The 24,825-nt window shown below is 65.3% G+C and carries 25 protein-coding genes and 1 riboswitch; of the genes, 17 read left to right on the top strand and 8 right to left on the bottom strand.

All coding sequences use genetic code 11. The features are described from left to right. Positions 1–82: 82 nt before the first annotated feature. From NYR55_RS12630 to NYR55_RS12620, 3 genes are all read left to right on the top strand, one after another. Positions 83–1,081, top strand: coding sequence for a ligase-associated DNA damage response exonuclease (locus NYR55_RS12630; RefSeq protein WP_260021863.1), 999 nt, complete (start codon positions 83–85; stop codon positions 1,079–1,081). Between the two features lie 108 nt (positions 1,082–1,189). After that, positions 1,190–3,007: a DUF885 domain-containing protein gene (locus tag NYR55_RS12625; protein ID WP_260021862.1), complete on the top strand. Its 1,818-nt coding sequence runs from the start codon at positions 1,190–1,192 to the stop codon at positions 3,005–3,007. Then, positions 2,983–3,537, top strand: a complete 555-nt coding sequence (locus NYR55_RS12620) for a hypothetical protein (RefSeq protein WP_260021861.1) — start codon at positions 2,983–2,985, stop codon at positions 3,535–3,537. Before NYR55_RS12625 ends, NYR55_RS12620 begins: the two co-directional genes overlap by 25 nt. Positions 3,538–3,860: 323 nt before the next feature. On the opposite strand, the gene NYR55_RS12615 is transcribed toward NYR55_RS12620, so the two are convergent. Then, on the bottom strand, positions 3,861–4,013 hold the full coding sequence (locus NYR55_RS12615; RefSeq protein WP_260021859.1) for a hypothetical protein: 153 nt from the start codon (positions 4,011–4,013) through the stop codon (positions 3,861–3,863). Between NYR55_RS12615 and NYR55_RS12610 the strand changes: the two genes are divergently transcribed. Continuing rightward, on the top strand, positions 4,012–5,424 hold the full coding sequence (locus NYR55_RS12610; protein ID WP_260021857.1) for a PQQ-dependent sugar dehydrogenase: 1,413 nt from the start codon (positions 4,012–4,014) through the stop codon (positions 5,422–5,424). The two genes, NYR55_RS12615 and NYR55_RS12610, sit on opposite strands and share 2 nt — an antisense overlap. A gap of 9 nt (positions 5,425–5,433) precedes the next feature. Here the strand turns inward: NYR55_RS12610 and NYR55_RS12605 are convergent, their stop codons facing one another. After that, complete coding sequence (locus NYR55_RS12605) at positions 5,434–7,764, bottom strand: bifunctional diguanylate cyclase/phosphodiesterase (RefSeq protein ID WP_260021856.1); 2,331 nt, start codon at positions 7,762–7,764, stop codon at positions 5,434–5,436. A gap of 300 nt (positions 7,765–8,064) precedes the next feature. Here NYR55_RS12605 and NYR55_RS12600 point away from each other — a divergent pair, with 300 nt between their 5' ends. From NYR55_RS12600 to NYR55_RS12560, 9 genes are all read left to right on the top strand, one after another. After that, entirely contained in the window at positions 8,065–8,850 is a 786-nt protein-coding gene (locus NYR55_RS12600) for a sterol desaturase family protein (protein ID WP_260022373.1), read from the top strand. A 19-nt stretch (positions 8,851–8,869) separates the two neighbouring features. After that, positions 8,870–9,301, top strand: coding sequence for a DUF2141 domain-containing protein (locus tag NYR55_RS12595; protein WP_260021855.1), 432 nt, complete (start codon positions 8,870–8,872; stop codon positions 9,299–9,301). Between the two features lie 69 nt (positions 9,302–9,370). After that, the gene (locus tag NYR55_RS12590; RefSeq protein ID WP_260021854.1) at positions 9,371–10,225 is read left to right on the top strand and encodes a MipA/OmpV family protein; all 855 of its coding nucleotides are present in this window, start codon (positions 9,371–9,373) and stop codon (positions 10,223–10,225) included. Positions 10,226–10,248: 23 nt separating this feature from the next. Further along, positions 10,249–10,749 (top strand): hypothetical protein, encoded by a 501-nt coding sequence (locus tag NYR55_RS12585; protein WP_260021853.1) that lies wholly within the window; start codon positions 10,249–10,251, stop codon positions 10,747–10,749. A gap of 36 nt (positions 10,750–10,785) precedes the next feature. Next, positions 10,786–10,894: riboswitch (TPP riboswitch) on the top strand. A 35-nt stretch (positions 10,895–10,929) separates the two neighbouring features. Next, a complete protein-coding gene (gene thiC / locus NYR55_RS12580; protein ID WP_260021852.1) occupies positions 10,930–12,825 on the top strand; it encodes a phosphomethylpyrimidine synthase ThiC in 1,896 nt (631 codons plus the stop codon). After that, positions 12,822–13,049, top strand: coding sequence for a hypothetical protein (locus NYR55_RS12575; RefSeq protein ID WP_260021851.1), 228 nt, complete (start codon positions 12,822–12,824; stop codon positions 13,047–13,049). Before thiC ends, NYR55_RS12575 begins: the two co-directional genes overlap by 4 nt. Before the next feature lie 59 nt (positions 13,050–13,108). Further along, positions 13,109–13,558 carry a DUF4255 domain-containing protein gene (locus NYR55_RS12570; RefSeq protein ID WP_260021850.1) on the top strand — a complete coding sequence of 150 codons (450 nt, stop codon included), beginning with the start codon at positions 13,109–13,111 and terminating at the stop codon, positions 13,556–13,558. 138 nt (positions 13,559–13,696) lie between these two features. Next, a complete protein-coding gene (locus NYR55_RS12565; RefSeq protein WP_260021849.1) occupies positions 13,697–14,209 on the top strand; it encodes a phage tail protein in 513 nt (170 codons plus the stop codon). Positions 14,210–14,396: 187 nt separating this feature from the next. Then, the gene (locus NYR55_RS12560; protein ID WP_260021848.1) at positions 14,397–15,338 is read left to right on the top strand and encodes a GIY-YIG nuclease family protein; all 942 of its coding nucleotides are present in this window, start codon (positions 14,397–14,399) and stop codon (positions 15,336–15,338) included. 25 nt (positions 15,339–15,363) lie between these two features. On the opposite strand, the gene NYR55_RS12555 is transcribed toward NYR55_RS12560, so the two are convergent. Both NYR55_RS12555 and NYR55_RS12550 read right to left on the bottom strand, forming a co-directional pair. Continuing rightward, on the bottom strand, positions 15,364–15,630 hold the full coding sequence (locus tag NYR55_RS12555; RefSeq protein WP_260021847.1) for a Txe/YoeB family addiction module toxin: 267 nt from the start codon (positions 15,628–15,630) through the stop codon (positions 15,364–15,366). Then, positions 15,627–15,875 carry a type II toxin-antitoxin system prevent-host-death family antitoxin gene (locus NYR55_RS12550; RefSeq protein WP_260021845.1) on the bottom strand — a complete coding sequence of 83 codons (249 nt, stop codon included), beginning with the start codon at positions 15,873–15,875 and terminating at the stop codon, positions 15,627–15,629. The genes NYR55_RS12555 and NYR55_RS12550 overlap by 4 nt, the downstream gene beginning before the upstream one ends. Positions 15,876–15,885: 10 nt before the next feature. Between NYR55_RS12550 and NYR55_RS12545 the strand changes: the two genes are divergently transcribed. Then, the gene (locus NYR55_RS12545) at positions 15,886–16,617 is read left to right on the top strand and encodes a DUF6445 family protein (protein ID WP_260021844.1); all 732 of its coding nucleotides are present in this window, start codon (positions 15,886–15,888) and stop codon (positions 16,615–16,617) included. A gap of 9 nt (positions 16,618–16,626) precedes the next feature. On the opposite strand, the gene era is transcribed toward NYR55_RS12545, so the two are convergent. Genes era through lepB form a run of 3 tightly spaced genes read right to left on the bottom strand, consistent with a single transcriptional unit; the run spans position 16,627 to position 19,014 of the window. Beyond that, positions 16,627–17,526, bottom strand: a complete 900-nt coding sequence (era, locus tag NYR55_RS12540; protein WP_260021843.1) for a GTPase Era — start codon at positions 17,524–17,526, stop codon at positions 16,627–16,629. Between the two features lie 9 nt (positions 17,527–17,535). Next, positions 17,536–18,201, bottom strand: a complete 666-nt coding sequence (gene rnc / locus NYR55_RS12535; protein ID WP_260021842.1) for a ribonuclease III — start codon at positions 18,199–18,201, stop codon at positions 17,536–17,538. A 3-nt stretch (positions 18,202–18,204) separates the two neighbouring features. Beyond that, positions 18,205–19,014, bottom strand: a complete 810-nt coding sequence (gene lepB, locus NYR55_RS12530) for a signal peptidase I (protein WP_260021841.1) — start codon at positions 19,012–19,014, stop codon at positions 18,205–18,207. A gap of 102 nt (positions 19,015–19,116) precedes the next feature. Between lepB and pgi the strand changes: the two genes are divergently transcribed. Both pgi and gorA read left to right on the top strand, forming a co-directional pair. After that, positions 19,117–20,610, top strand: coding sequence for a glucose-6-phosphate isomerase (gene pgi, locus NYR55_RS12525; protein ID WP_260021840.1), 1,494 nt, complete (start codon positions 19,117–19,119; stop codon positions 20,608–20,610). Between the two features lie 60 nt (positions 20,611–20,670). Then, a complete protein-coding gene (gene gorA, locus NYR55_RS12520; protein WP_260021839.1) occupies positions 20,671–22,017 on the top strand; it encodes a glutathione-disulfide reductase in 1,347 nt (448 codons plus the stop codon). A gap of 42 nt (positions 22,018–22,059) precedes the next feature. Here the strand turns inward: gorA and NYR55_RS12515 are convergent, their stop codons facing one another. Next, positions 22,060–23,343, bottom strand: coding sequence for a dicarboxylate/amino acid:cation symporter (locus NYR55_RS12515; protein ID WP_260021838.1), 1,284 nt, complete (start codon positions 23,341–23,343; stop codon positions 22,060–22,062). A 72-nt stretch (positions 23,344–23,415) separates the two neighbouring features. Between NYR55_RS12515 and glmM the strand changes: the two genes are divergently transcribed. After that, positions 23,416–24,756 (top strand): phosphoglucosamine mutase, encoded by a 1,341-nt coding sequence (glmM, locus tag NYR55_RS12510; RefSeq protein WP_260022372.1) that lies wholly within the window; start codon positions 23,416–23,418, stop codon positions 24,754–24,756. The last annotated feature ends 69 nt before the right edge of the window (positions 24,757–24,825 follow it).

The following is a 24,825-nucleotide window of genomic DNA, read 5'->3' as shown; positions in this document are numbered from 1 at the left end:
CGCCGCCGCAGGCGGTGGGAAGGGTGAGGGTGTTCTTCCTTCCACCCTTCCCCACACCCCTGCCCCGCCCCATATCCCCCCCATGGCAAGGCTCGGCGACTGGATAGACCCGCGACCGGAGGGGATTTACGTCCCCGCCGCCGATGCGTGGATCGACCCCAGCCAGCCAAAGCCCCGCGCGCTCGTCACCCACGGCCATGCCGATCATGCGCGCGGCGGGCATGGCGCGGTCTGGGCCACGCCCGAAACCCTCGCCATCATGGGCGTGCGCTATGGCGAACAATCGGGCCATCCTGTCGGCTATGGCGACACCGTCCGGTTGGGCGAGGTGGATATCCGCTTCGTCCCCGCCGGCCACGTCCTTGGCTCGGCCCAGATCGTGCTGGAGCATCGCGGCGAGCGCGTCGTCGTCACCGGCGACTATAAACGCCGCCCCGATCCCACCTGCGCGCCCTTCGAAGTCGTCCCCTGCGACGTATTCGTGACAGAGGCGACGTTCGGCCTGCCCGTCTTCGTCCATCCCGACACGCCGTCAGAGGTTGCCAAGCTGATCGCCGCCGTCCGCGCCGATCCGACGCGCTGCGTGCTGGTCGGCGCCTATGCGCTGGGCAAGGCGCAGCGGGTGATCCGCGAACTGCGCGATGCGAGGTTCGACGATCCGCTGTATCTGCACGGCGCACTGCAGCGATTGTGCGACCTGTATGTTGCCCACGGCGTCGATCTTGGCGAACTGCGCCCGGCGAGCGAGGCGACAAAGGCGGACCTTGCCGGCCGCATCGTGCTTGCCCCACCGTCGGCGCTGAACGACCGCTGGTCCCGCCGACTGCCCGATCCGCTGACCGCCATGGCATCCGGCTGGATGCGGGTGCGTCAGCGCGCGCGCCAGCGCAACGTGGAACTGCCCATCATCCTGTCCGACCATGCCGACTGGGACGAACTCACCACTACCATCCGCGACGTTGCCCCGCGGGAAGTCTGGGTGACCCATGGGCGAGAGGACGCGCTGGTCCACTGGTGCCAGACGCACCAGATCAAGGCCCGCGCCCTCGATCTCGTCGGCTTCGAGGACGAGGACGACTGACCTGCCGCCGGAAGTGACCTAGCGGACGCATACACCCCCTTGCCCCGCGCGCCACAATCGGCCAGCTTCGCGCCCATCCCGAAACCCCGATGCAAAAAGGGCTGCCTGATGTCGCGCAAGCTGTTGCCGCTCCTGATGATTTCCGCCGCTCCGCTGATGCTGGCCGCCGCGCCCGCCGAACCGGCCGCCCAGGCGACGGCGCAGGCGGAGGATGCGCGCCTGACCGCGTTCCTCGACGCCGCGTTCGACAAGGGCGTGGCGCTCAGCCCGGAAACGCAGACCGCGCTCGGCCTCAAGACCAATTACGACAAGCTTGACGATTACACCCCCGCCGATGGCGAAAAGCGGATGAAGCTGGCCGAAGAAACGCTGGCCGCGATGCGCGCCCAGTTCGATCCGGCAAAGCTGTCGCCGCAGGGCCGCCTGTCCTATCGCCTGTATGAAAAGTCGGTCGAAAATCAGCGGCGGCAATATCAGTTCCGCGATTATGGCTTTCCGGTCAGCACCAATGGCTCGCCCGCGGGCCAGATTCCGGTGTTCCTCATCAACAACCACCGCATCGACACCGCCGATGACGCCCGCGCCTATATCGCCCGCATTGCGGAAACCGATCGCGTGATGCGCGAGGTTGCGGCCGAAATGCGCGATCAGGCGGCAAAGGGCATCGTGCCGCCGCAGATGGTGTTCGCCCCCGCCCGCGCCGACGCGCAAAAGGTGCTGGTCGGCGCGCCCTTTGCCAGCGGAGAGGACAGCACGGTGCTCGCCGATTTCCGCAAGAAGGTGACGGCACTGTCGATCCCGCAGGGGGAAAAGGACAAGCTGATCGCCGATGCGTCGGCCGCACTGACCGGCCCGTTCAAGCGCGGTTTCGACACGCTGTTCGCCGTGCTCGACGAAATCGAGCCCAAGGCGACCGGCAATAACGGCGCGTGGAGCCTGCCCAACGGCGCGGCCTATTACGACGCGCGCCTGTCCGCCTACACCACGACCGACCTGACGGCGGATCAGATCCACCAGATCGGCCTCGATCAGGTCGCCGCGATCCGCAAGGAGATGGAGGCGATCAAGACCCGCGTCGGCTTTACCGGCGATCTCAAGGCGTTTTTCGAATATATCCGCACCGATCCCAAGTTCCGCTATTCGAACGATCAGGCCGGCCGTGACCAGTATTTGGCCGACGCCCGCGCCGTCATCGCGCGGATGATGGCCAAGGCGCCGGAATATTTCCGCACCCTGCCCAAGGCGGCGCTGGAAGTGCGCGCGGTGGAAAAATGGCGCGAGGGGACGGCCTCGACCGCCTTTTACAACCGCCCCGCCCCGGACGGTTCGCGCCCCGGCATTTATTACGTCAACCTCGTTGACATGACCCAGACGCAGAAGATCCAGATGGAGGGCATTTCCGTCCATGAAGGCGCGCCGGGCCACCATTTCCAGATCGCCCGGCAGCAGGAGCTTGCCGGCCTGCCCCGCTTCCGCCTGTTCGGCGGCTATTCCGCCTATTCCGAAGGTTGGGGCCTTTATACGGAACGGCTGGCCAAGGAGATGGGCGGCTATACCGACCCCTATTCCGAATTCGGGATGCTCTCGCTTCAGATGTGGCGCGCCATTCGCCTCGTCACCGACACGGGCCTTCATTCCAAACGCTGGACCCGCGAACAGGCGGTCCAGTATTTCCTCGACAACAGCTCGATTTCAAAGGGCGATGTCGAGCGCGAGGTCAACCGCTACATCAACAATCCGGGTCAGGCGACCAGCTACATGATCGGCCAGCTCAAGATCGCCGAGCTGCGCAAGAAAGCGGAAACCCAGCTTGGATCCAAATTCGACATCCGGGATTTCCATGAAGTGATCCTGTCCGGCGGCGCCGTGCCGCTGGATGTGCTGGAAGAACAGGTGAACGCATGGATCGCATCGGTAAAAGCGTAAAATCGATCCTCCCCCGCCAGGGGGAGGTGCCGCGAAATGGCGGCGGAGGGGGCGGATTGGCGCGGGCCTTGCTCGCCACACTGGCACTCACCCTCGCCACCCCTGCCGCCGCGCAGGGTCAGCAGGCGGCGGCGCTCGACCGCTGCCTGTCGGCAAAGACGACGCGGGCGGATCGCACGGCCATGGTCCGCTGGACCTTCGCCGTCGCCTCGCTCAGCCCCGATCTCGCCGATCTGGCGCAGGTGACACCGGCGAAGCGCGAGGCCGCGACACAGGCCGCGGCGGTCGTGTTCAACCGGCTCGCCTTCACCGATTGCAAGGCGGAAATGACCGCCGCCGTCCGCACCGGCGGCCAGGCCGCCCTGCAACAGGGCTTTTCCCGCATCGCCCAGCTCGCGCTTCAGGAGCGCCTGTCCGACCCCCAGGTCGCCGGCGGCCTCATGGCTCTTGTCGCCCGCCTCGACCTCGGCGCACTCGCCGCAATGATGCTGGAGGCCGGCCAGAACCCCTTCGCAGGCATGGGGAATTAAGCGGGAGGAAAAACTGGCTCGGCATGGCCGCGGGGCGGGATGGCATGAAAGGATGCGCTGGCGATCCGCTACCGCTCTGATTGCACCGCACCTCGATTGGGCGACTATGCGCAGTCAGCCCCTGCACTGGCGACCGCTGGAGAACTGAGCGGCTATGTCTCGCTGCAGTTGTCCGCCCAAGGCAAACTCTTCACCCGCCTTGCAGGCTGCGCAAACATAACCGCTCCAACATCAACGCAATCTTCTGGTTGCTGTTCTGCGGCGCCCCGTACCTCCCAAATATAACAACTAGGCCACCATCGTTCATTATTCGAATCGGACGATCACACTATTGCCAATGAGGGATGACGGATAATATCGTTGCGGTCCGGCTCGCTGGGTGGCGTAAGGGGGGCATTGATGATTGCACGGAACAGGCGGCAGGCACGCGTCGCGCGAATGGTGTATTCGGCGTCGGCGTCCATCTTGCTTTGCATGACTGCTGCATGCGGCGGAGGCGGCTCCGGTGGATCGGCGGGCGTGCCAGCGCCTGCACCTCCACCGGCCAATCGGGCACCGGCCTTCACCTCGGCGACCAGCGCGTCCGTGGCCGAAAACAGTGTCGGCGTCGTGTATCGTGCTGCCGCCACCGATGCGGATGGGGATACCGTCACCTTCACCCTCGCCGGCGATGATGCGTCCAGATTTGCCCTGACGCTGAACGGCGAACTGGCGTTCCTGACGCCGCCCGATTTCGACGAACCGGGCGATGCCAATTTCGATAACGAATATCGGCTCACCCTGACTGCAAGCGATGGGCGCGCAACGACCGCGCAGATACTGACCGTTACCGTGACCAACCTGGCGGAAGGCATTGCCGTGCGTCGGATCGATCAGGGGCTGACCAACATCACGGCAATCGCGCCGATCAACGAAACCGAACTGTTGATCGGCGACCGCGGCGGCGCTGTATCCCGGTACAATCTGCAGACGGGGGCTGTCGAACCGCTGGTTCAGATCGGCAACATCGCACCGGACGGCCTGTTGGCGATCACGCCCACCAACCGCTATCCGGCGGATGGCAGTTTCTTTGCCATGTACCTGACGCCGCAAGGGTCGCTGATCGTCAACTGGTATCTCCGCAATCCGGCCGGCCCCTATGTCCCGTCCAATTTCGGCCCCGTACTCGCTCAGCCGGCCCAGAATTATCGGGGCGGTGGCTGGCTCGGCAGGGACGGGCCTGACGGGGTGCTGGCGTTGATCGGTGATGCCGAACTGACTGGCGCAGGCTCCAGCAATGCTCAAAACGATCAAAGCTGGCTCGGCAAACTGTTGCGCATCGCGCCGAACCCCGATCCGTACGCTGGCGCTACGATCAGTTTTTTTACCCGCTCGATCGTGGCAAGGGGGATCAAGTCGCCCAATGGCGGCGCAGCGTTCAATGGCGCCCTGATATTTGCCGATGCCGCCACCACCGGCCAGCAGGAAGTCAATTTCTACACGCCCGGAACTGGCGGTCGCAATTTCGGCTGGCCATTCAGGGAAGGCACCACGGTCATCGGCGGAACCCCGCCAGCCAATCTGGTCGATCCCGTCATTCGATATCAGGCCGCCGTCCTGCCGGGCATCACCGGTCCGGTCATCGGCGGGGCGATGGGACCGCGGTCCATCGCCTCGATCGCCGACCATTATGTGTTCGCCGACGCCAGCGGAGCGATTTTTTCGGCACCGGCCGACCGCCTGAACGCCGCGACGCCGCTCCTGTTGACGGCCGTCAAGCGACGCACGGCGGATTTCACGCCCAATCTGGGGACGATCAATTCACCCCGGGCAATCGTCAACGGGACCGACGGTTCGGTTTTGATCCTCGATTCCGACGGCGAACTCTTCATCGTCCCGGCAAGCTGAGTCCTCGCTTCAACTCACCACGCGCAGTTGCGGCATCCGTGCGCCCGGCACGCTGGTCGGCTCGCCATAAAGGAACCCCTGCGCCTGTGGGCAGCCTTCCTCCATCACCATGCGGCGCTGCGCCTCGGTCTCCACGCCTTCCGCCACGACGGGCAGGTTGAGGCTGCGGCCCAGGCCGACGATCGCCCGCACGATCGACCGCGCGGCATCGTCGTCGGTGACGCTGGACACGAAACTCCGGTCGATCTTGATCTTGTCGAACGGAAAGCTCTGCAGGTTGCTCAGCGACGAATAGCCGGTGCCGAAATCGTCCATCGCGATCCGCACGCCCATCGCCTTGATCTCGTGCAGCGTGGCCAGCGTCGTCGCCCGGTTGCGCAGCAGCGCGCTTTCCGTCACCTCCAGCTCCAGCCGCTTGGGGTCCAGCCCGGCCTGGAACACGGCATCGCGCACCACCCCGGCCAGGTTGGCCAGCTGAAACTGCACGGGCGACACATTGACCGCGATGGTCAGGTCCTGTTCCCAGGTCGCGGCCTGTCGGCACGCCTCGCGCAGCACCCATTCGCCGATCGGCACGATCGCGCCGATTTCCTCGGCCACGGGGATAAAGGTTTCGGGCGGCACCTCGCCGCGTTCGGGGTGGTCCCACCGGATCAGCGCCTCATACCCCATCACCAGCCCGCGCGTGGTCGATACCAGCGGCTGGAACGCCAGCCGGAACTGATGCTGCACCATTGCCTGGCGCAGATCGTGCTCAAGCTGGCGGCGCTCGCGCACCATCTTGTCCATCTCGCCGTTGAAAAAGCACACGCGTCCGCGCCCGCCTTCCTTGGCGTGGTACAGCGCGACATCGGCATTGTTGCGCAGGCTTTCGGCCGCGTCCCCGTCGCCGGGGAACATCGCCACGCCGATGCTGACCCCCACCGCCATCGGATCGCGCGCCGGGTCCATATCGGACGCAAACCGTTTCAGCACCCGGCGGGCCAGCACATGCGCATCGCCCTCGCGCTCGGTATCCGCCTGCAGCATCACGAATTCGTCGCCGCCGATCCGCGCGATCAGGTCGCCGTCGCGCACACAATCGTTCAGGATCGCCGCCACCCGGCGCAGCACCTCGTCGCCCGCCGCATGGCCGAACACGTCGTTCACCGCCTTGAACCGGTCCAGGTCCAGCGCCAGCAGGGCAAAGCCGCCCTCGCCCCGGGCGATCCGTTCGTTCAGCACCCGCTCCAGATGCGCGCGGTTGGGCAGTCCGGTCAGCGAATCATGCGATGCCATATGCTCGATCTGACGCTGCGACCGCTTGCGTTCGGTCAGGTCGCGCACCGCAAACACCTGGCACGGCCGCCCGCGATATTCGATGCCGTGCACCGCGATTTCCAGCACCTCGTCGGGGTGCTGCGCGGTCAGCGCCCGCCCCTCGAAACTGGCCGCGCGTTCGGCGGTGATCGGATGGCCGTCCGCCGCCTCGATCCAGTGGTCGGGCGCGGTGCCGATCATCGCCCGCGGGCTGTCGCCCATCATCTGGGCCAGCCTGCGGTTCACCTCGACGATCCGCCCGCGCGACACGATGGCCAGCCCCTCCAGGCTCGCCTCGGTCAGGCCGTGCATGTCGGTCAGCAACCGGTCGACCAGCGCGCCGGCCAGCACCAGCAGGATCAGGCCAAGCGTCGCCGCAACGATGGCGGGGACCAGCCATGCAACATCCTGCGGCGCGACGATGTGTCCCCTTGCCGGGTCATAGGACATGACGGTCGCCGACATGGCGGTGAAATGCAGCGCGACAACGGCCAGGATCGCGCCCGCCGCCGGCACCGTGATCCGCCACCAGCCTCTCATCCGGGCAAAGGCGATGAAGGATGCGGAAAACGCCGCCGTCCCGACCAGTGCGGCGACCACGATCGGCACGGGGTCATAGGCGATGCGGACCGGTGCAATGATCGCCGCCATGCCGGTAAAGTGCATCGCCGCGACGCCCAGTGTCGCCATCAGTCCGGCCATCAATGACCGCCCGCCGGTCGGCCGTCGGCCCAGCACGCTAAGCGCGGTCCAGAAGAACGCGACGGCAACTCCTACCGACAGCGCGGTGATGCCCACATCATAGCCCACGGGCACGATGCCGCGATAGGCCAGCATGGCGACGAAATGCGTCGCCCAGATGCCGACCCCTGCCGCCAGCGCAGCGACCGCGACCCATTGTCGCCGCCGCCGCTCGACACATTCCGCCGAACGTCGCAGCAATAAAAACAGCGTGATGCTGCCGATGATCCAGATGCCCGCTGCAACGGCGACCAGCCGCTGGTCATGCTGTACGCCAATACACTCCAGAACGTTGAACATGGCCGTTCCTCATGATTGCGCATTCATGATCCGGAAATCGGGTTAAAGAATGGTTCAATGCCGCGATTTGCGAATTGCGGATTTTGCATCCCATTTAACTGATCAATGAAAGCTCAGAGCTGTTCGGCAATTATGCTTTGTATTCCGTGTATTACGACGGCACTGGATATGGCGGCGGACTGTTCGTCCATGCCGATGATCGAATGGGGTCATTTGCGACGACCGTCATAGCGGCCGGTTATCGCATCAGATGGGCATGGCATCGCGCTGCCAGCGGCGCTATGCTGCTGTGCAATGTCGATTGCGCTCGCCATCTTTCTGTCCGCCCTTGCCATGACGGTGATTGTCGGGCTGCGCTATCTGGCCGCGTCCGGCGGATTTGCATTGGCGACGCGGATCAAGTTTCCGGGCCTCTATGCCGGTCTCGACAAACAGATCGTCAGGGAGATCAAATGGTCGCTCGCCTCCGCCGCCATTTACGGCGTGCCGGCGGGCATTGTCGCCTGGGGCTGGCAAAATCGCGGCTGGACGCGGATTTACACGGACGTGGCCGATTACCCGCTCTGGTATCTGCCGGTCAGCGTGCTTGCCTATCTGTTCGCGCACGACACTTGGTTCTACTGGACCCATCGCTGGATGCATCAGCCGAAATGGTTCCGCATCGCCCATGCCGTCCATCATCAAAGTCGCCCGCCAACTGCCTGGGCTGCAATGGCTTTTCATCCCGTTGAGGCGCTGACCGGGGCCATCGTGATTCCGGCACTGGTCTTCGCAATTCCGATCCATGTCGGCGCGCTGGCGCTTGTGCTGTCGATCATGACCGTTATGGGCGTCACCAATCACATGGGCTGGGAGGTTTTCCCCCGGTTCATCTGGGATGGGCCATTGGGGAAGTGGCTGATCACGGCTTCACATCACCAGCGGCATCATGAACGATATGGTTGCAATTACGGATTATACTTCAGGTTCTGGGACCGGCTCTGTGGCACGGATCACGGCCTGGGTGAGTTCAAACAGCGGACACCGCGTCGGGGGATGGCGGCGTCTGGGAATGATGGGGGCGCAATTGGGACGGGAATGGGCTGACGCCGGATTTGGACACCGGATGGCACGCCGCGCAGGAGCGGCGCTGATTTTGGTCAGCCTTTTGCCCGGCGCATCGCCCGTGGGCCGTCTGGACGTGGAAATCGGCAAGCTCCGCTCGGAAAAGGGGATGCTGCGCCTGTGCCTGACCGCGGACCCCGACAATTTTCCCGGCTGTCTGGATGACAAGCATGCGGTGACGCGCAGCGTCGCGGCCTCCGAACGCTCGGTGCGGTTCGACGGACTGTCGGGCGGCCGCTATGCCCTGTCGGTCATCCACGATGAAAACGGCAATGCGAAACTCGATACCTTTGCCGGCATCCCGCGCGAAGGGTTCGGGTTTTCGCGCAATCCCGCCATCCGGTTCGGCCCGCCGCGCTTTTCCTCGGCCCAGTTCGAACTGGCGACGGGCACCCGGAACGAACAGGATGTGCGCATCCGTTACATGTTCTGACACGCCGCGCGGAACCGTGGTGCAGTGCGGGGCGTTACGCGCCTGAAACCGTTGGAGTCTGTTCCCGTCATGAAGGTCGCCCTGTCCGGTGCGCTGTGCGCGCTGATCCTTTCCGCTGCCCCCGCTCTCGCTCAGGAAGGCGGCGCCGGCGCGCCTGACCTCGATCCGAATCGCGACACCCTGTCGATCGGTACGGGCATCATCACCGTGCCCAGCTATGAAGGGTCGGACGAAAATATCGTCATCCCCGAATTCGTGCTGCGGGGTCAGGTGTCGCGATTCTCGTTCTTCTCGCGCGGGCCGATGCTGTTCGTCGACGCGATCCGGGATCAGGGCAATCCGAACGGCATCGATATCGGCGCCGGGCCGACGCTCGGCCTGCGGCTCGACCGCACGACGCTGATCAAGGATCCGCAGGTCGAGGCGCTGGGCAAGCTCAAGACCGCGGTGGAACTCGGCGGCTGGGTCGGCGTCACCAAGACGGGCGTGATCACGTCGGATTATGACATCCTGTCCGCCCGCGTCTCGGTTTCCACCGATGTCGCCGGCTCGCATGGCAGCTACATCGTCACCCCGACCATCGAATATGGCACGCCATTGTCGACCAAGAACTTTGTCGGCATCTCCGTCCTCGCCGATTATGTGGGCAAGGGTTATGGCGACTATTATTTCGACATCAGCCAGGCGGGCGCCGCCGCCAGCGGCCTGTCCCCCTACAGCCAGGCAGGTTCGGGCTGGAAACGCTGGGGCGTCAACGCGCTTGCCGTCCAGTCGCTGACCGGCGACCTGACCGGCGGGCTCAGCCTGGTCGGCGTCGTCGGCCGCTATCAGATGCTCGGCGACTTCAAACGCTCGCCCATCGTGGCAGAGGCGGGCAAGGCGGATCAGTGGATCGCCGGCCTCGGCCTCACCTATACCTTCTGATCCCGGCTTGCTAATCGGGCGACATGGCCCGTCGCCCGACCAGCATCCGCACGCCCCTCCGCGCATTCCAGTCGATGCGGGAGGAGGATTGCGCCGACGGATTTCAGGCGGACCTGCGCTATCTTGAGGGGCGCGACCTCGACCTGTCGGTCCGGCTTGGCGCCATGCTCGCCTTCAACGCGCTGATGATCACCATCGGCACCCATCCGGTCAGCGCATCGCCAGGCGCACCGCTCAGCCTGGATGCGCCCAGCCAGCCCGTCGAGACGATCGCCTCGCTGATCGGCATTCTGCCGCTTGTCATCTCCAGCGTCTTTGTCCTGCGCGCGGTCCTGATCGGCGAGGAAGTGGACGGCGACGGATTGGAGGGCGAGGCGCTGCGCCAGCGGATGCTCGCCGCCTATGTCCGCTCCATCGACGGCCAGACGCGGCTGCTCGGCCTCGCGGTACGCTGGACCGTTGCGGGCGGGGCATCGACGCTGCTCGTCTGGGCGTGGATTCTGGCCGACAAGATCCTGCGCTGACCCCTTACGCCGCCGCCATCGCTCTGCTACAAGCCATGCCATCCCCGGGGGAGCGCTGATGCGCGCTTGAGAGGATGGCAGCAGCCATCGACCCGCTGAACCTGATCCGGCTGACACCGGCGTAGGGAGCGGAGCGCTTGATCCCTCAGGCCATCCCTCCCCCGCCAGAGGAGAGACAAGATGGCTGATATCCCCGCCCGCACCGAACTGCGCGTCACGACAGGCCCCATTCGCGGCAGCCGAAAGGTGCATGTCGGCCCCCTGAACGTCGCGATGCGCGAGATTGACCTGGAGCCGTCCTCCGGCGAGCCGCCGCTGCGCGTCTATGACACCTCCGGCCCCTATACCGATCCCAACGCGACCATGGACATCATGGCCGGCCTGCCCGAACTGCGCCGCGACTGGATTCGCGCGCGCGGCGATGTGGAGGAGGTCGAACAGCGCGAGGTTCGGCCAGAGGATAATGGCCAGCTCGGCCCCGACCGTTCCGGCGGGGTTCAGCCCTTCCCCAATGTCCGCCGCCGCGTCCTTCGCGCGAAACCGGGCATGAACGTCAGCCAGATGCACTATGCCCGGCGCGGCATCGTGACGCCCGAAATGGAATATGTCGCCACCCGCGAAAATCTGGGCCGCGAACGGCTGCGCGAATATCTGCGCGACGGCGAAAGCTTTGGCGCATCCATCCCCGATTATGTGACGCCCGAATTCGTGCGGGACGAGGTTGCCCGCGGCCGCGCGATCATCCCCAACAACATCAACCACCCCGAAACCGAACCGATGGCGATCGGCCGCAATTTCCTGGTCAAGATCAACGCCAATATCGGCAACTCCGCCGTCGCGTCCGACGTCGCGCAGGAAGTCGACAAGATGGTCTGGGCCACCCGCTGGGGCGCGGACACGATCATGGACCTGTCGACGGGCCGCAACATCCACGACACCCGCGAATGGATCCTGCGCAATTCGCCCGTGCCGATCGGCACCGTCCCCATCTATCAGGCGCTGGAAAAGGTCGGCGGCATTGCCGAGGAACTGACCTGGGAAATTTTCCGCGACACCCTCATTGAACAGGCGCAACAGGGCGTGGATTACTTCACCATCCATGCCGGCGTCCGCCTGGCGTACATCCCGATGGCGGCAAAGCGCGTCACCGGCATCGTGTCGCGCGGCGGCTCGATCATGGCGAAATGGTGCCTGGCGCATCACAAGGAAAGCTTCCTCTACGAGCATTTCGACGAGATCACGGAAATCATGAAGGCGTATGACATCGCCTATTCCCTCGGCGACGGCCTGCGCCCCGGCAGCATCGCCGACGCGAATGACGAGGCGCAGTTCAGCGAGCTGTACACGCTTGGCGAACTCACCCACCGCGCCTGGAAAAGCGATGTTCAGGTGATGATCGAAGGGCCGGGCCACGTCCCCATGCACAAGATCAAGGAGAATATGGACAAGCAGCTGGAGGTGTGCGGCGAAGCGCCCTTCTACACCCTTGGCCCGCTGACCACTGACATCGCGCCCGGTTACGATCACATCACCAGCGGCATCGGCGCGGCGATGATCGGATGGTACGGCACGGCGATGCTCTGCTACGTCACGCCCAAGGAGCATCTGGGCCTGCCCGACCGCGACGATGTGAAGGTCGGCGTCGTCACCTACAAGCTCGCCGCCCACGCAGCGGACCTCGCCAAGGGGCACCCCGCGGCGCAGATGCGCGACAACGCCCTGTCAAAGGCGCGCTTCGAATTCCGCTGGCGCGATCAGTTCAACCTGTCGCTCGACCCCGAAACGGCGGAACAGTATCACGATCAGACGCTGCCCGCCGAAGGGGCCAAGACCGCCCATTTCTGCTCCATGTGCGGCCCCAAATTCTGCTCGATGCAGATCAGCCAGGAAGTGCGCGACTTCGCATCGAAACAGAACCAGAGCGTCGAAGGCTTCATCGCCACCGGCCCCACCGGCGCAGAAACCGCCGCCGCCAGCAAGGCCGCAGCCCTTGCCGGCATGGCGGAGATGAGCCGCAAGTACGAGGAAATGGGGAGGGAACTGTACCTCGGCAGCGGCGGGCGCGAACACGATTGACGCGCGCGCTGCTCCGGGCGCTTGCCACCCTGTCGCTGCTGCTCGCCTTGGTGAGCGCGGCGCTGTGGTGGGAACGCCGGACGCTGCCCATGAACGAGGCGGGGCGCCACTTCGACGGCATCGTGGTCTATGACGACAATGCCCCGCTGGTCTATGGCGGGATGGCAATACTGCTCGCCGGGCTGGCGGCGGTGCTTGCAATCCTCGCCCGCGCCCGTCACTGACCGGGGGCGAGCCATGGGACGGAGGGAAGAATGGCGCACGGCAACCGGATCACGGCCCCATGACCGCCGGCATCGCCGCCGCCACGCTGGCGCTGGCCGACCTTGCCCGCGCCGCGGTGCCGGGTGCGGACGTCCGCATCGGCCCGCCCGGTCCTGCGGCCGGTGAGACGCTCTCGGTCGCGCTCTGGCTGGTTCAGGTCGAACCCGACGCCAGCAGCACCAACCGGCGGCGTCCCGATGGCCCCGCCGCCGATCGCCCCGCCAGCTTGCTGACCGCCCGCTATCTGATCGCGGTAGCCGGCACGGACGGCGCGGAAACGCATCGGGCACTGGGTGCGCTAGCCGCCGCACTCGGCAATGGCGCGGGCGTTGCGGGCAAGGGACCGCCGCTTCGGTTCAGCATCGATCCCCTGCCGCTGGACAGCTGCGCCGCCCTCTGGGCCACGCTGGGTCCGTTGCCGATGCAACCCTGGCTGGCGCTGTCCGTGCGCGGCATCGCCGCCGCCTGAGCGCGGCACATCGGGCACAGCGGCCCCCTGCCCCGGCCCCTCGGCGAGACCGGCATGGCGGGGGCAGCACGCGGCGATTGACTCGCGCGCCCAGCTCACGCCTCATCCCCCGGCAACCGCAGCACAAGGGGGGTGCTCATGCCGCAGTTCACCGTCAATCCGAACCGCTTCGATCCTTACAAGGGCTTCAAGTTCCGCGTGAAATGGGACGGCCGCGTCGTCGCCGGCATCTCGAAAATCAGCGCGCTGCGCCGAATCACCGAAGTGGTCGAACATCGCGAGGGCGGCGACCCGTCCCGCCCCCGCCGCTCGCCAGGCATCACCCGCTACGAACCCGTCACCATCGAACGCGGCGTCACCCACGATACGGAATTCGAAGCATGGGCCAATCGCGTCCACCGGCTGGACGCCGGGGCGGGCGACGAAATGGCGCTGGCCGATTTCCGCAAGGATATCGTCATCGAACTGATGAACGAAGCGGGCCAGGTCGCCACCGCCTATCGCCTCTATCGCTGCTGGCCCTCGGAATACACCGCCATGCCCGACCTCGACGCCAACGGAAACGCCGTCGCCATCCAGACCCTGGTCCTCCAGAATGAAGGCTGGGAACGGAACTTGGATGTGGTCGAACCGGCGGAGCCGAAGGAGTAGGACGGCGGAGCGGACGCGAATTTGCGCGCGTGCCGGCTAAAAGATTAGCGTCGGTGACTTCCTCATCACCGGCCCCACCGGCGCAGAAACCGCCGCCGCCAGCAAAGCTGCAGCCCTTGCCGGCATGGCAGAAATAAGCAAGATTTATATCGAGACCGGGCGCGAGCATAATTGAGGATCGATATCTATGTCTGACACGCAGTTCGGACGAACAATCCAACTATTTCTCGTGAACGGAACGCCGAACGGCCTACGTAAAGCAACGATCCATGGCTGGACTGGCCTTACTTTTGTTGCGACCGATTCGACTTTTGGCGCATTGCTTGCGAGGCCTGAGCTTGATCGAACAGGTATCTACATTCTTCATGGCCCTGATCCTCAGCGACAAGGTGGCACACGAGCATATATCGGATCCGCAAATAGTGTTGTGGAGCGCATTAAACAGAGCGCTGGTCAACGCGGGTTTTGGGAAACCGCGATCGCGGTGACGACAAGTGACGACGATTTGTCTAAGGGCCATGTCGAGTATCTTGAAGCTCGTCTGATTGAGATGGCTGCCTCAGCAAAACGGGTAGAGCTTGATAACGGGACGCAGCCGTCTGGCTCGAGGCGGCGTCTACCCGAAGCTGATCAAGCCAACATGGAACAGTTCCTGCTGAACCTGCAGGTTATTTTGCCTGTGATCGGGCTAGATTTGTTGAAGCCTCAACCAAAAGCGGCGGTACAAATTCTGGCTCCTCTCGAACAGCGTACTTATGGCGAGATCAAATTTGAGATCCGTCATAAGGCGGGCGCCGCAGCTGACGCAGTCGAGGAAGATGGAGAATTTATTGTCTTAGAGGGCTCTTTAGCGCTCAAAGATTCAGGTTTTCAGTCAAACACTTATTCGACCTTGAGAGCATCGTTGATTGCTAAAGGTTTATTGCAGGATAATGGAGAAGGCCTTTATCGATTTAACGCGCCATTCTCGTTTAATAGTCCTTCTGCAGCGGCCGCTGTCGTGCTGGACCGGAACGCAAATGGCCGTACTGAGTGGAAGTTGAAAGGAACAAAACGAACTTACGCTGAATGGAAAATCGCGCAAAGTGATCCTGAACTACAGATAGTTATTCCTGATAATGTGTATTGAACGACTTCTAGGGACATAGCCCCCCTTAATAATGATATCGGCACTGGGCGACCTGCAGTTCCTGATCCTTGCCGCTCCCCGCCACGCGATAGACCAGCCGGTGTTCATGGTTGATCCGCCGGGACCACCATCCGGATAGGTTGCCACCCAGCGGTTCCGGCTTGCCCGTCCCCTTGAACGGGTGCCGCCGACATTCCTCGATCAATGCGTTGATCTTGTCGGTCAGCTTGGGGTCATGCTCCTGCCAATGGCGGTAATCGTCCCACGCCGTCGGCCAGAACGAAACCTTCACGGAAACGGGATGCCCGGCGCTTCGCCGCTTTCAAACCCGCGCACCGCTTCCAGCAATCGCTCGGCGTTTTTCGGAGAGCGCAGCAGATACAGCGTCTCTTCAATGGATGCCCATTCGCTTGCGGAAATCAGCACCGCGCCCTCGCCGCGCTGGCGCGTGATGGCCAGCGGCGCACGGTCGGCGACGACCTTGTCGATCATCGCTTTCAGGTTCTCGCGCGCTTCGGAATAGCTGACGGCGTCCATGGGCCGAAACATGGACAATCTTCTGGACAAGTCAACCCTGCCCCATGCCCAATGCCGCGCATGGTCCATCCCCGCGCCGACAGGTCGCGGCACACCCTTTCCCCCGCACCTCGCCCGCGATAGGTCTATGGCGGTGACCGTGCCCTCCTTTCTCATCATCGATGATTTCCTCGCCAATCCGGATGATGCCCGGGCGGCTGCGCTGCGGCTTGGCTATGATCCGGCGGGAAAGGACGGGAATTATCCCGGCCTCTTGTCCGACCGGGCGCTTGCCATTCCGGGGCTGGACGAAACCGTGGGGCGCATCATCGGTGCGCCCGTGCGCCCTGCGCCAGGGACCAGCCACGGGCATTGCCGCCTGACGCTGCGCGGGGATCGCGGGCTGTCGGGCGTTCATGTCGATCCGTGCTTCTATTCCGGCATCCTTTATCTCAACCGGGATCAGGATTGCCGGGGCGGCACCGATTTCTTTCGCCACCGCCGCACCGGGCTGGACCGGGTGCCGCCGACGCTGGACGGGGTGGTGCGCGCCGGGTTCGCCCATCCCGACGATCTGGTGGAACAGGTGGTCAATGCCGACACGCTGAAACCGGCAAAGTGGGAAAAGACGTTCACCGCGCCCATGCGCTACAACCGGCTGATCCTGTTTTCGCCCTGGATGTTCCACAACAGCGCGCCCGGCTTTGGCGACCGGGCGGACAATGGCCGGCTCGTGATGCTGATGTTCTTCGCCGCGGGATAGGAAGCTGGCTTAATCCACCCAGTCCAGCCCGATGTCCCGGTACAGGCTGCGATCCTCCTCCCACCGAGGGTTCACCTTGACATGCAGGTACAGGTGAACGCGAACGCCCATGATCCGCTCCAGCTCGGCGCGGGCGCGCGCGCCGATCTCCTTGATCCGCTGCCCGCCCTTGCCCAGCACGATGGCGCGCTGCGTGTCGCGGGCGACAAAGATCTGCTGGTGGATTTCGACCGACCCGTCCTCGCGCTCCGAATATTTCTCGGTCTCGATGGCGCTGGCATAGGGCAGTTCGGCGTGCAGTTGCAGGTAGATCTGCTCGCGCGTCACCTCGGCGGCCAGCATCCGGTCGGTCGCGTCCGACACCTGGTCCTCGGGGAAATGCCACGGCCCCGCCGGCATCCGGGCGGCCAGCGCGGCCTTCATCTCGGCCACCCCGTCGCCGCTGGTGGCGGAAACAAAGAACGTCTCGTCGAACGCCAGCCGCTCGTTCAGCCGCTGGGCATGGGTCAGCAATCGCGGCTTGTCGGCAATGTCGACCTTGTTCAGGACCAGGATCTTGGGCTCCGGCCGCGCGGCAATGCCGTCCACGATCTCCATGACCCGTTCGGGCAGGCCGCCCTTGGCATCGACGACCAGTGCGATGGCGTCCGCCCCCTCGGCCCCGCCCCATGCCGCGGCGACCATCGCCCGGTCCAGCCGGCGTTCGGGGGCAAAGATGCCGGGCGTGTCGACCAGGATCAGCTGCGTCGACCCTTCGATGGCAATGCCCATCAACCGGGCGCGCGTCGTCTGCGCCTTGGGGCTGACGATCGCGACCTTCTGGCCGACCAGCGCGTTGACCAGCGTCGATTTGCCCGCATTGGGCGCACCCAGCACAGCCACCAGGCCGCATTTCTGTTCAGAATCCATCGATTTCCATCATTCTTGTTCCAGCTCGGCCAACAGCGCAGCAGCAGCGGCCGTTTCCGCCTCCTGCTTGCTCGTCCCCTCGCCCGTCGCTTCGGCCAGCTTGCCAATGGTGACCCGGACGATGAAGCGCGGCGCGTGCTGCGGCCCGCTGCGCTCGACCAGGCTGTATTCCGGCGGCCGCCGCTGATGCGCCGCCGCCCATTCCTGCAACGCCGATTTGGGATGGCGCGGCGCCTTGACCTGCGTCTCGATCCGGTCGGCCCATGCGGCGCGGACGAACGCCGCCGCCGCATCGAACCCGCGCGCCAGATACAGCGCCCCGATCAGCGCCTCCATCACATCGCCCAGCACATTGTCGCTCTGCGCCGCGCCGTCGTCCCGCGCCTGCTTGCCCAGCCTCAGATGCGGCACGACGCCCAGCCCGCGCGCCACATCGGCGCAGACAGCGCCCGTGACCAGCGCATTGAACCGCCGCGACAACGCCCCCTCCGGCTCGGCGGGAAAGCGTTCGTACAGCCACGTCGCCATCGCCAGCCCCAGCACCCGGTCGCCCAGGAACTCCAGCCGTTCGTAATTCGCCGCCGCCTGGCTGCCATGCGTCAGCGCCCGCTCGAAATCGGCCAGCCTGTCCGCAACGCCAAAGGTTGCGGCAATCCATTCCGCCGCGCTCGTCACGGCCTAAAAACCCTCGCCGATCCGCTCGAAGCGGGCGGCGCTTACCCATGTCCACGGCTTGATCCATTCCGCCGACCCGTCGGTGGACCAGAAGGTGACGGCCGCCCGCCCCTCAAGGTTTTCCAGCGGTACGAACCCGATCCCGCTGGCGAACCGGCTGTCCATCGAATCATCGCGGTTGTCGCCCATCAGGAACACGTGACCCGCGGGCACGGTGTACACGGGCGTATCATCGGCGGCGGGGGCAAACCCCTGATCCAGCACGCGATAGCTGCGCCCGCCCGGCAGCGTTTCCAGAAACTGCGGATATCGGCAGAATTGCTGCCCCGTCGCATCGGTATCCATCATGGGTTCCGCGCACCGGCTGTTCGGGCTGACCGGCACGGTGAAATCGGCGATCCGGTCCTTTGGCACCGCCCGTCCGTTCAGGATCAGCGTGCCGCCCCGCATCTGGACGGTATCGCCGGGCAGGCCGATGACCCGCTTGATCCAGTCATCCTTGGCCAGCGGCGGCGCCTTGAACACCACCACATCGCCCCGTTCCGGCATGGTCGACAGGATGCGCCCGGAAATCAGCGGCACGCCATAGGGCAGCGAATAGCGGGAATAGCCATAGTTCCATTTTGTGATGAACAGGTAATCACCGACCAGCAGCCGCGGCAGCATCGACCCCGACGGGATGCTGAACGGCGAAAACAGGAAACTGCGCACGATCACGACCAGCACGATCAGCTTGACCAGGAACAACAGCGTATCGACCAGTTCGGAACGCTTGCCCGCCCGGACGGCGGCGGATCGGGATGCGTGCGGCATGGCCCTCCATCGCGGGCGGGCGGCGGTGCGTCAAGCCGCCTTTCCGGTGGAAAGCCGCGCAAGCCGACGCTAAGGCGCGCTCGGACAATGGAAGGGACCGACATGACCGATTCCGCTTGGGCTGCCGTCGACGCGCTTTCGCCGCGCCCGCTGGCCGATCTGTTCGCCGCCGATCCGGCGCGCGTCGACCATCTCAGCCTCGGGGTCGCCGGCCTCCATTTCGACTGGTCCAAAACGCATCTGGACGATGCCGCCCTGTCCGCCTTTGCCGGGCTGGCCGACGCAGCAGGCCTGACGGCCGCGCGCGATGCGCTGTTCAGCGGCGCGGTCGTCAACGTGACGGAAGGGCGCGCCGTCGAACACACCGCCGAACGCGGCGAAGGCAACCCCGACAGCGTGGCGCGCGCACGCGGGTTTCAGTCGCGGATGCGCGCGCTGATCGACGCGATCGAGGCAGAGGCGCTCGGCCCGGTCCGGCACATCCTGCACATCGGCATTGGCGGTTCGGCCCTTGGCCCGGACCTGATCGTCGATGCGCTTGGCCGCGATGCCGGCCGCTATGACGTGGCCATCGTGTCCAATGTCGACGGCCTTGCCCTGGAAGAGGCGGTGAAGCGGTTCGATCCCGCCGCCACGCTGATCCTGGTCGCGTCAAAGACGTTCACGACCACCGAAACCCTGCTCAACGCCGAAAGCGCGCTTGGCTGGATGACGGAGGGCGGGGTTGCCGATCCCTATGGCCGGATCATCGCGCTGACCGCCGCGCCGGACAAGGCTGTGGCCTGGGGCGTCGACGAAACCCGCATCCTGCCCTTTTCGGAAAGCGTGGGCGGCCGCTATTCGCTGTGGTCGTCGCTCGGCTTTCCCGCCGCGCTCGGCCTTGGCTGGACTGCGTTCGAGGAACTGCTGGAGGGCGCGGCCGAAATGGACCGCCATTTCCGCCTCAGCCCGGTGGAGCGCAACGCCCCCGTCCTCGCCGCCTTTGCCGACCTCTATTATACGCAGGTCAAGGGCTGCGCGACCCGCGCGGTCTTTGCCTATGACGAACGGCTCCGCCTGCTGCCCAGCTATCTTCAGCAGCTTGAGATGGAATCGAATGGCAAGGGCGTGACGGCGGACGGCACGCCCGTCACCCGCGCCACCGCGCCCATCACCTGGGGCGGGGTCGGCACCGATGCCCAGCACGCGGTGTTCCAGTTGCTGCATCAGGGCACGCATATCGTGCCCGTTGAATTCATCGCGGTCATCGAACCGGGCGACACGCTGGCAGAGGCGCATCATCGCCAGCTGCTGCTCAACTGCTTTGCCCAAGGGGCCGCACTGATGGCGGGCCGGGCCAATGCCGATGCCGCCCGCGCCTATCCCGGCGACCGGCCGTCCTCGACCATCCTGCTCGATACGCTCGACCCGCGCACGCTGGGCGCGCTCATCGCGTTTTACGAACACCGCACCTTCGTCAACGCCGTGCTGCTCGGCATCAATGCGTTCGACCAGTTCGGGGTGGAGCTGGGCAAGGAAATGGCCAAGGCCGCCGATGCCGGCGATCTTGATTTCGATGCCAGCACCAACGCCCTGATTGCCCGCGCGCTGGGCTGACGGGTAGCGGACGGGCACCCGGCACCCTAAGTGGCGGGCCTTATCCACCGGGGACAATTCATGGCATTCGACTACGACCTTTTCGTCATCGGCGCGGGTTCGGGCGGCGTGCGGGCGGCCCGCGTTGCCGGCGCCTATGGCACGCGCGTCGCGATTGCCGAGGAATATCGCGTCGGCGGCACCTGCGTCATCCGGGGCTGCGTGCCCAAAAAGCTGCTCGTTTACGGCGCGCATTTTGCCGAGGATCTGCGCGATGCCCGCGAATTTGGCTGGGACGTGCCAAAGGACGTGGCCTTTGACTGGCAGCGGCTGACCGCCAACGTGTTCAAGGAGGTTGACCGGATCAACGGCGCCTACACCAACACGCTGGAAAGCAACAATGTGACGGTGATCGGCGAACGCGCCACCGTGTCCGGCCCCAATGAAGTGACGCTCGCCTCGGGCCGCACCATCACGGCGGAACGCATCCTGATCGCGGTCGGCGCGCGGCCGCACGTGCCGGATTGTCCGGGCGCCGAACATGGCATCACCTCGAACGAGGCATTTCACCTGCCCGCCGTGCCCCGCCGCATCCTGATCGCCGGTGCTGGCTATATCGCCAACGAATTTGCCGGCATCTTCAACGAATTCGGGGCGGAGGTCACGCTGATGAACCGCTCCGACATGATCCTGCGCGGCTATGACGAACAGATCCGCGACCGGCTGTTGCAGATCAGCATGATGAAGGGGATCCAGTTCCGCTTCAACGCCAGCTTCCGGGGGATCGAGAAACTGGCCGACGGCACCCTGCGCGTCAGCATGAGCGGCCATCCGGATATCGATGTCGATTGCGTGATGTTCGCCACCGGCCGCGTGCCCAATTCGGCGGGACTGGGGCTGGACGCGGTCGGCATCACCCTGGCCGAAAACGGCGCGATCCCGGTGGATGAGGACAACCGTACCGCCTGCCCCAGCATCTATGCCGTGGGCGACGTCACCGACCGGGTTCAGCTGACCCCCGTCGCGATCCGCGAGGGTCAGGCCTTTGCCGACAGCGTGTATGGCAACAAGCCGACGCGCGTGGATTATGACTGCATCCCCAGCGCGGTATTCAGCCATCCGCCCATCGCCGCCGTCGGCCTGACCGAGGGGCAGGCAAAGCTGAAATATGGCACGGTCAAGGTCTATGCCAGCGACTTCCGCGCCATGAAGAACGTGCTGGCCGGCCGCAACGAACGCGCGCTGTACAAGATGGTGTGCGAAGCGGAGAGCGGCCGCATCCTTGGCATCCACATCATCGGCCCCGACGCCCCCGAAATCCTTCAGGCCGCGGCCGTCGCGGTCAAGGCGGGGCTGACCAAGGCGGATTTCGACGCAACCGTCGCCATCCACCCGACCATGGCCGAGGAACTGGTGCTGATGCGCTAATGCGCTGACGAAGCGGCGGGGGGGGGCGTCGGCCCCCTGCCCTCACCCCTGGCTGCCCGCCAGGATCGCGTCCGCCTCGGTCCGCTCGTCGCCATCCTCCGCACCGCCGGCGCGCGCGCTGACCGTCGCCGTCACGGCCACGTCCGCCGTCACATTGCCGATGGTCCGCACGATATCGGGCAGCATCTCGACCGCGACCAGCAGCGCCAGCGGCTCGACCGGCAGGCCCATGGCCACCGCGATCGGCGCGATCGAACTGATGAAGCTGATCGTGCCGGGCAGGCTGACCGCCCCCATCGTAGTGATCGCCGCCGCCGCGATCCCCGCCGCCAGCTGCGCCGGGGTCAGCTCGACGCCGAACACATGGGCGACGTAAATCGCGACCGCCAGGTTCATGCACGGCCCGGTATAGCGGAAAATCGCGACCGCCAGCGGCAGGATGACGCCCGACCGCGCCACGGGAATGCCCAGCCCCTCCGACGCGCGCAGCATCGCGGGCAGCGATGCCAGCGACGACTGGGTGGACAGCGCCACGACCTGTGCGGGCAGGATCGCGCGGGCAAAGCGGCCCAGCTTCATCCGCCCGCCGAACACCGCCAGCGGATAGCCGAACAGGGACAGGATCAGGCCCGTACCCCCCACGATCAGGACATAGTGGATCAGCGCACCGACCGCCGCCGTGCCCGCCGTCGCGCCGACCCGGAACGCCAGCGCCGCAACGCCGATCGGGGCCAGCCACAGCACCCACCCGATCATGATCAGCATCGTGTCCGCCACCGCCTGAAAAAACCCGGTCAGGGTCAAGCGCGGCGGCTCCGGCAGGCGCGTGACGGCAAAGGCGAATACGGTGGTGAACAGGATCAGCGGCAGGAACGCGTCATTCACCGCCGCGCCCAGCACGTTGGTCGGCACGATGGCGACCAGAAACTCGGAAAATGGCGGCACATCGCCGACCGGCTCCGCCCCGGCAAAGGTGGATTTCAGCGCCGCCGCCGCCGTCTCGCCCAGCGGGAACAGCTTCAACAGGCCCAGCGTCACGGCCGCGCCGACCGACGAACTCAGCCACAACAGGGTGACGCAGGTCACGATGGTCCGCGCCGCGATCCGGCCCGCCTTTGCTGCCTCCGCCGTCGCGGCAATGCCGGTGACCAGCAACGCGATGACCAGCGGCACGACCGTCATCTGCAATCCGTTCAGCCACGCCCGGCCCACCGGTTCGGCCACGCTGTTGACCGCCGCCGCACCGCCCGGTGCCTCTGCCGCCATGAACACCCCGAGCACCAGGCCCAGGATCAGCGCCGCCAATATTCGTGTCGCCTGTGACATACTCGCCCTTTATTGATGTGCGCGCTATGACGCACCGCAACGCATGGCGGCAAGGTGGAGCAGGCTCGCGCGATGGCAAGGAAATATTTCGGCACCGACGGTATCCGGGGCGCAACCAATGCAGGGGCGATGACCGCGCGCATGGCGATGCAGGTCGGCATGGCGGCGGGCGCGCATTTCCGCCGCGGCGATCACCGCCACCGCGTCGTGATTGGCAAAGATACGCGCCTGTCCGGCTATATGCTGGAAAGCGCGCTGGTCGCCGGCTTTACCAGCATGGGAACCGATGTCGTGATGGTCGGCCCGATGCCGACCCCGGCGGTGGCGATGCTGACCCGGTCGATGCGCGCCGACATGGGCGTGATGATCTCGGCCAGCCACAACCCCTATGCCGATAACGGGATCAAGCTGTTCGGGCCGGACGGCTACAAACTGTCCGATGCCGACGAACTGGCGATCGAGGCACTGATCGACAGCGACATTCCGCTGATCGCGTCCAGCGAAATCGGCCGCGCCCGCCGGATCGAGGATGCGCGCGGCCGCTATATCCATTTTGCCAAGGCGACCTTTCCAGACACGCTGACCCTCGACGGGCTGAAAGTCGTGATCGATTGCGCCAATGGTGCCGCCTATCAGGTCGCGCCCACCACCTTGTGGGAACTGGGCGCTGAAATCATCGCCATCGGCGTCAATCCGAATGGCAAGAACATCAACGACCGCATCGGCTCCACCTATCCGCACACGATGTGCGAAACCGTCGTCGCGTCCGGCGCGGATATCGGGATTGCGCTGGACGGCGATGCCGACCGGCTGATCGTGTGCGACGAACAGGGCCATGTGGTCGACGGGGATCAGCTGATGGCGACCATCGCCGATGGCTGGGCGCGCGACGGCCGGCTGGCGGGCGGCGGCCTTGTTGCCACGGTCATGTCGAACCTTGGCCTTGAACGGCACCTCGACCGGTCCGGCCTTTCGCTGGCCCGCACGCGCGTGGGCGACCGCTATGTGCTGGAGGAGATGCGCGGGTCCGGCTTCAATGTCGGCGGCGAACAATCCGGCCATATCATCCTGTCCGATTATGCCACCACCGGCGACGGCCTGGTTGCCGCGCTTCAGGTGCTGGCCGAACTCAAGCGGGCCGGCGCCCCGGCCAGCCAGGTGCTGCACCGCTTCGACCCCGTGCCGCAACTGCTCAAGAATGTCCGCTTTTCCGGTGGCAAGCCGCTGGAGGCAGCCAGCGTGCGCGACATCATCGCCGCAGCAGAGGCCGAATTGTCGGGCAAGGGCCGCCTGGTCATCCGCCCGTCCGGCACCGAACCCGTCATCCGCGTAATGGCCGAAGGCGACGACGCCGCACAGGTTGAGGCAGTGGTCGACCGCATCTGCGACGCCGTACGATCAGCCGCGGCGTAAGCGGGGAAAGCCCTCTCCCGCTCGCGGGAGAGGGTTGGGTGAGGGCCTTCTTCCCTATACCATTTGTCG

It is taken from the genome of Sphingomonas sp. BGYR3, from assembly GCF_025153455.1.
In the GTDB taxonomy this organism is placed as follows: domain Bacteria; phylum Pseudomonadota; class Alphaproteobacteria; order Sphingomonadales; family Sphingomonadaceae; genus Sphingomonas.
The sequence above is the reverse complement of the archived record's forward strand: the minus strand, read 5'-3'. Positions and strand labels throughout refer to the sequence as shown.

Excerpts from the sequence above, each read along its gene's own strand:
- NYR55_RS12630 (WP_260021863.1), top strand. The coding sequence starts at position 83 with ATGGCAAGGCTCGGCGACTGGATAGACCCGCGACCGGAGGGGATTTAC.
- NYR55_RS12625 (WP_260021862.1), top strand. The coding sequence starts at position 1,190 with ATGTCGCGCAAGCTGTTGCCGCTCCTGATGATTTCCGCCGCTCCGCTG.
- NYR55_RS12620 (WP_260021861.1), top strand. The coding sequence starts at position 2,983 with ATGGATCGCATCGGTAAAAGCGTAAAATCGATCCTCCCCCGCCAGGGG.
- NYR55_RS12610 (WP_260021857.1), top strand. The coding sequence starts at position 4,012 with ATGACTGCTGCATGCGGCGGAGGCGGCTCCGGTGGATCGGCGGGCGTG.
- NYR55_RS12615 (WP_260021859.1), bottom strand. The coding sequence starts at position 4,013 with ATGCAAAGCAAGATGGACGCCGACGCCGAATACACCATTCGCGCGACG.
- NYR55_RS12605 (WP_260021856.1), bottom strand. The coding sequence starts at position 7,764 with ATGTTCAACGTTCTGGAGTGTATTGGCGTACAGCATGACCAGCGGCTG.
- NYR55_RS12595 (WP_260021855.1), top strand. The coding sequence starts at position 8,870 with ATGGCACGCCGCGCAGGAGCGGCGCTGATTTTGGTCAGCCTTTTGCCC.
- NYR55_RS12590 (WP_260021854.1), top strand. The coding sequence starts at position 9,371 with ATGAAGGTCGCCCTGTCCGGTGCGCTGTGCGCGCTGATCCTTTCCGCT.
- NYR55_RS12585 (WP_260021853.1), top strand. The coding sequence starts at position 10,249 with ATGGCCCGTCGCCCGACCAGCATCCGCACGCCCCTCCGCGCATTCCAG.
- thiC (WP_260021852.1), top strand. The coding sequence starts at position 10,930 with ATGGCTGATATCCCCGCCCGCACCGAACTGCGCGTCACGACAGGCCCC.
- NYR55_RS12570 (WP_260021850.1), top strand. The coding sequence starts at position 13,109 with ATGACCGCCGGCATCGCCGCCGCCACGCTGGCGCTGGCCGACCTTGCC.
- NYR55_RS12565 (WP_260021849.1), top strand. The coding sequence starts at position 13,697 with ATGCCGCAGTTCACCGTCAATCCGAACCGCTTCGATCCTTACAAGGGC.
- NYR55_RS12560 (WP_260021848.1), top strand. The coding sequence starts at position 14,397 with ATGTCTGACACGCAGTTCGGACGAACAATCCAACTATTTCTCGTGAAC.
- NYR55_RS12550 (WP_260021845.1), bottom strand. The coding sequence starts at position 15,875 with ATGGACGCCGTCAGCTATTCCGAAGCGCGCGAGAACCTGAAAGCGATG.
- NYR55_RS12545 (WP_260021844.1), top strand. The coding sequence starts at position 15,886 with ATGGACAATCTTCTGGACAAGTCAACCCTGCCCCATGCCCAATGCCGC.
- era (WP_260021843.1), bottom strand. The coding sequence starts at position 17,526 with ATGGATTCTGAACAGAAATGCGGCCTGGTGGCTGTGCTGGGTGCGCCC.
- lepB (WP_260021841.1), bottom strand. The coding sequence starts at position 19,014 with ATGCCGCACGCATCCCGATCCGCCGCCGTCCGGGCGGGCAAGCGTTCC.
- pgi (WP_260021840.1), top strand. The coding sequence starts at position 19,117 with ATGACCGATTCCGCTTGGGCTGCCGTCGACGCGCTTTCGCCGCGCCCG.
- gorA (WP_260021839.1), top strand. The coding sequence starts at position 20,671 with ATGGCATTCGACTACGACCTTTTCGTCATCGGCGCGGGTTCGGGCGGC.
- NYR55_RS12515 (WP_260021838.1), bottom strand. The coding sequence starts at position 23,343 with ATGTCACAGGCGACACGAATATTGGCGGCGCTGATCCTGGGCCTGGTG.
- glmM (WP_260022372.1), top strand. The coding sequence starts at position 23,416 with ATGGCAAGGAAATATTTCGGCACCGACGGTATCCGGGGCGCAACCAAT.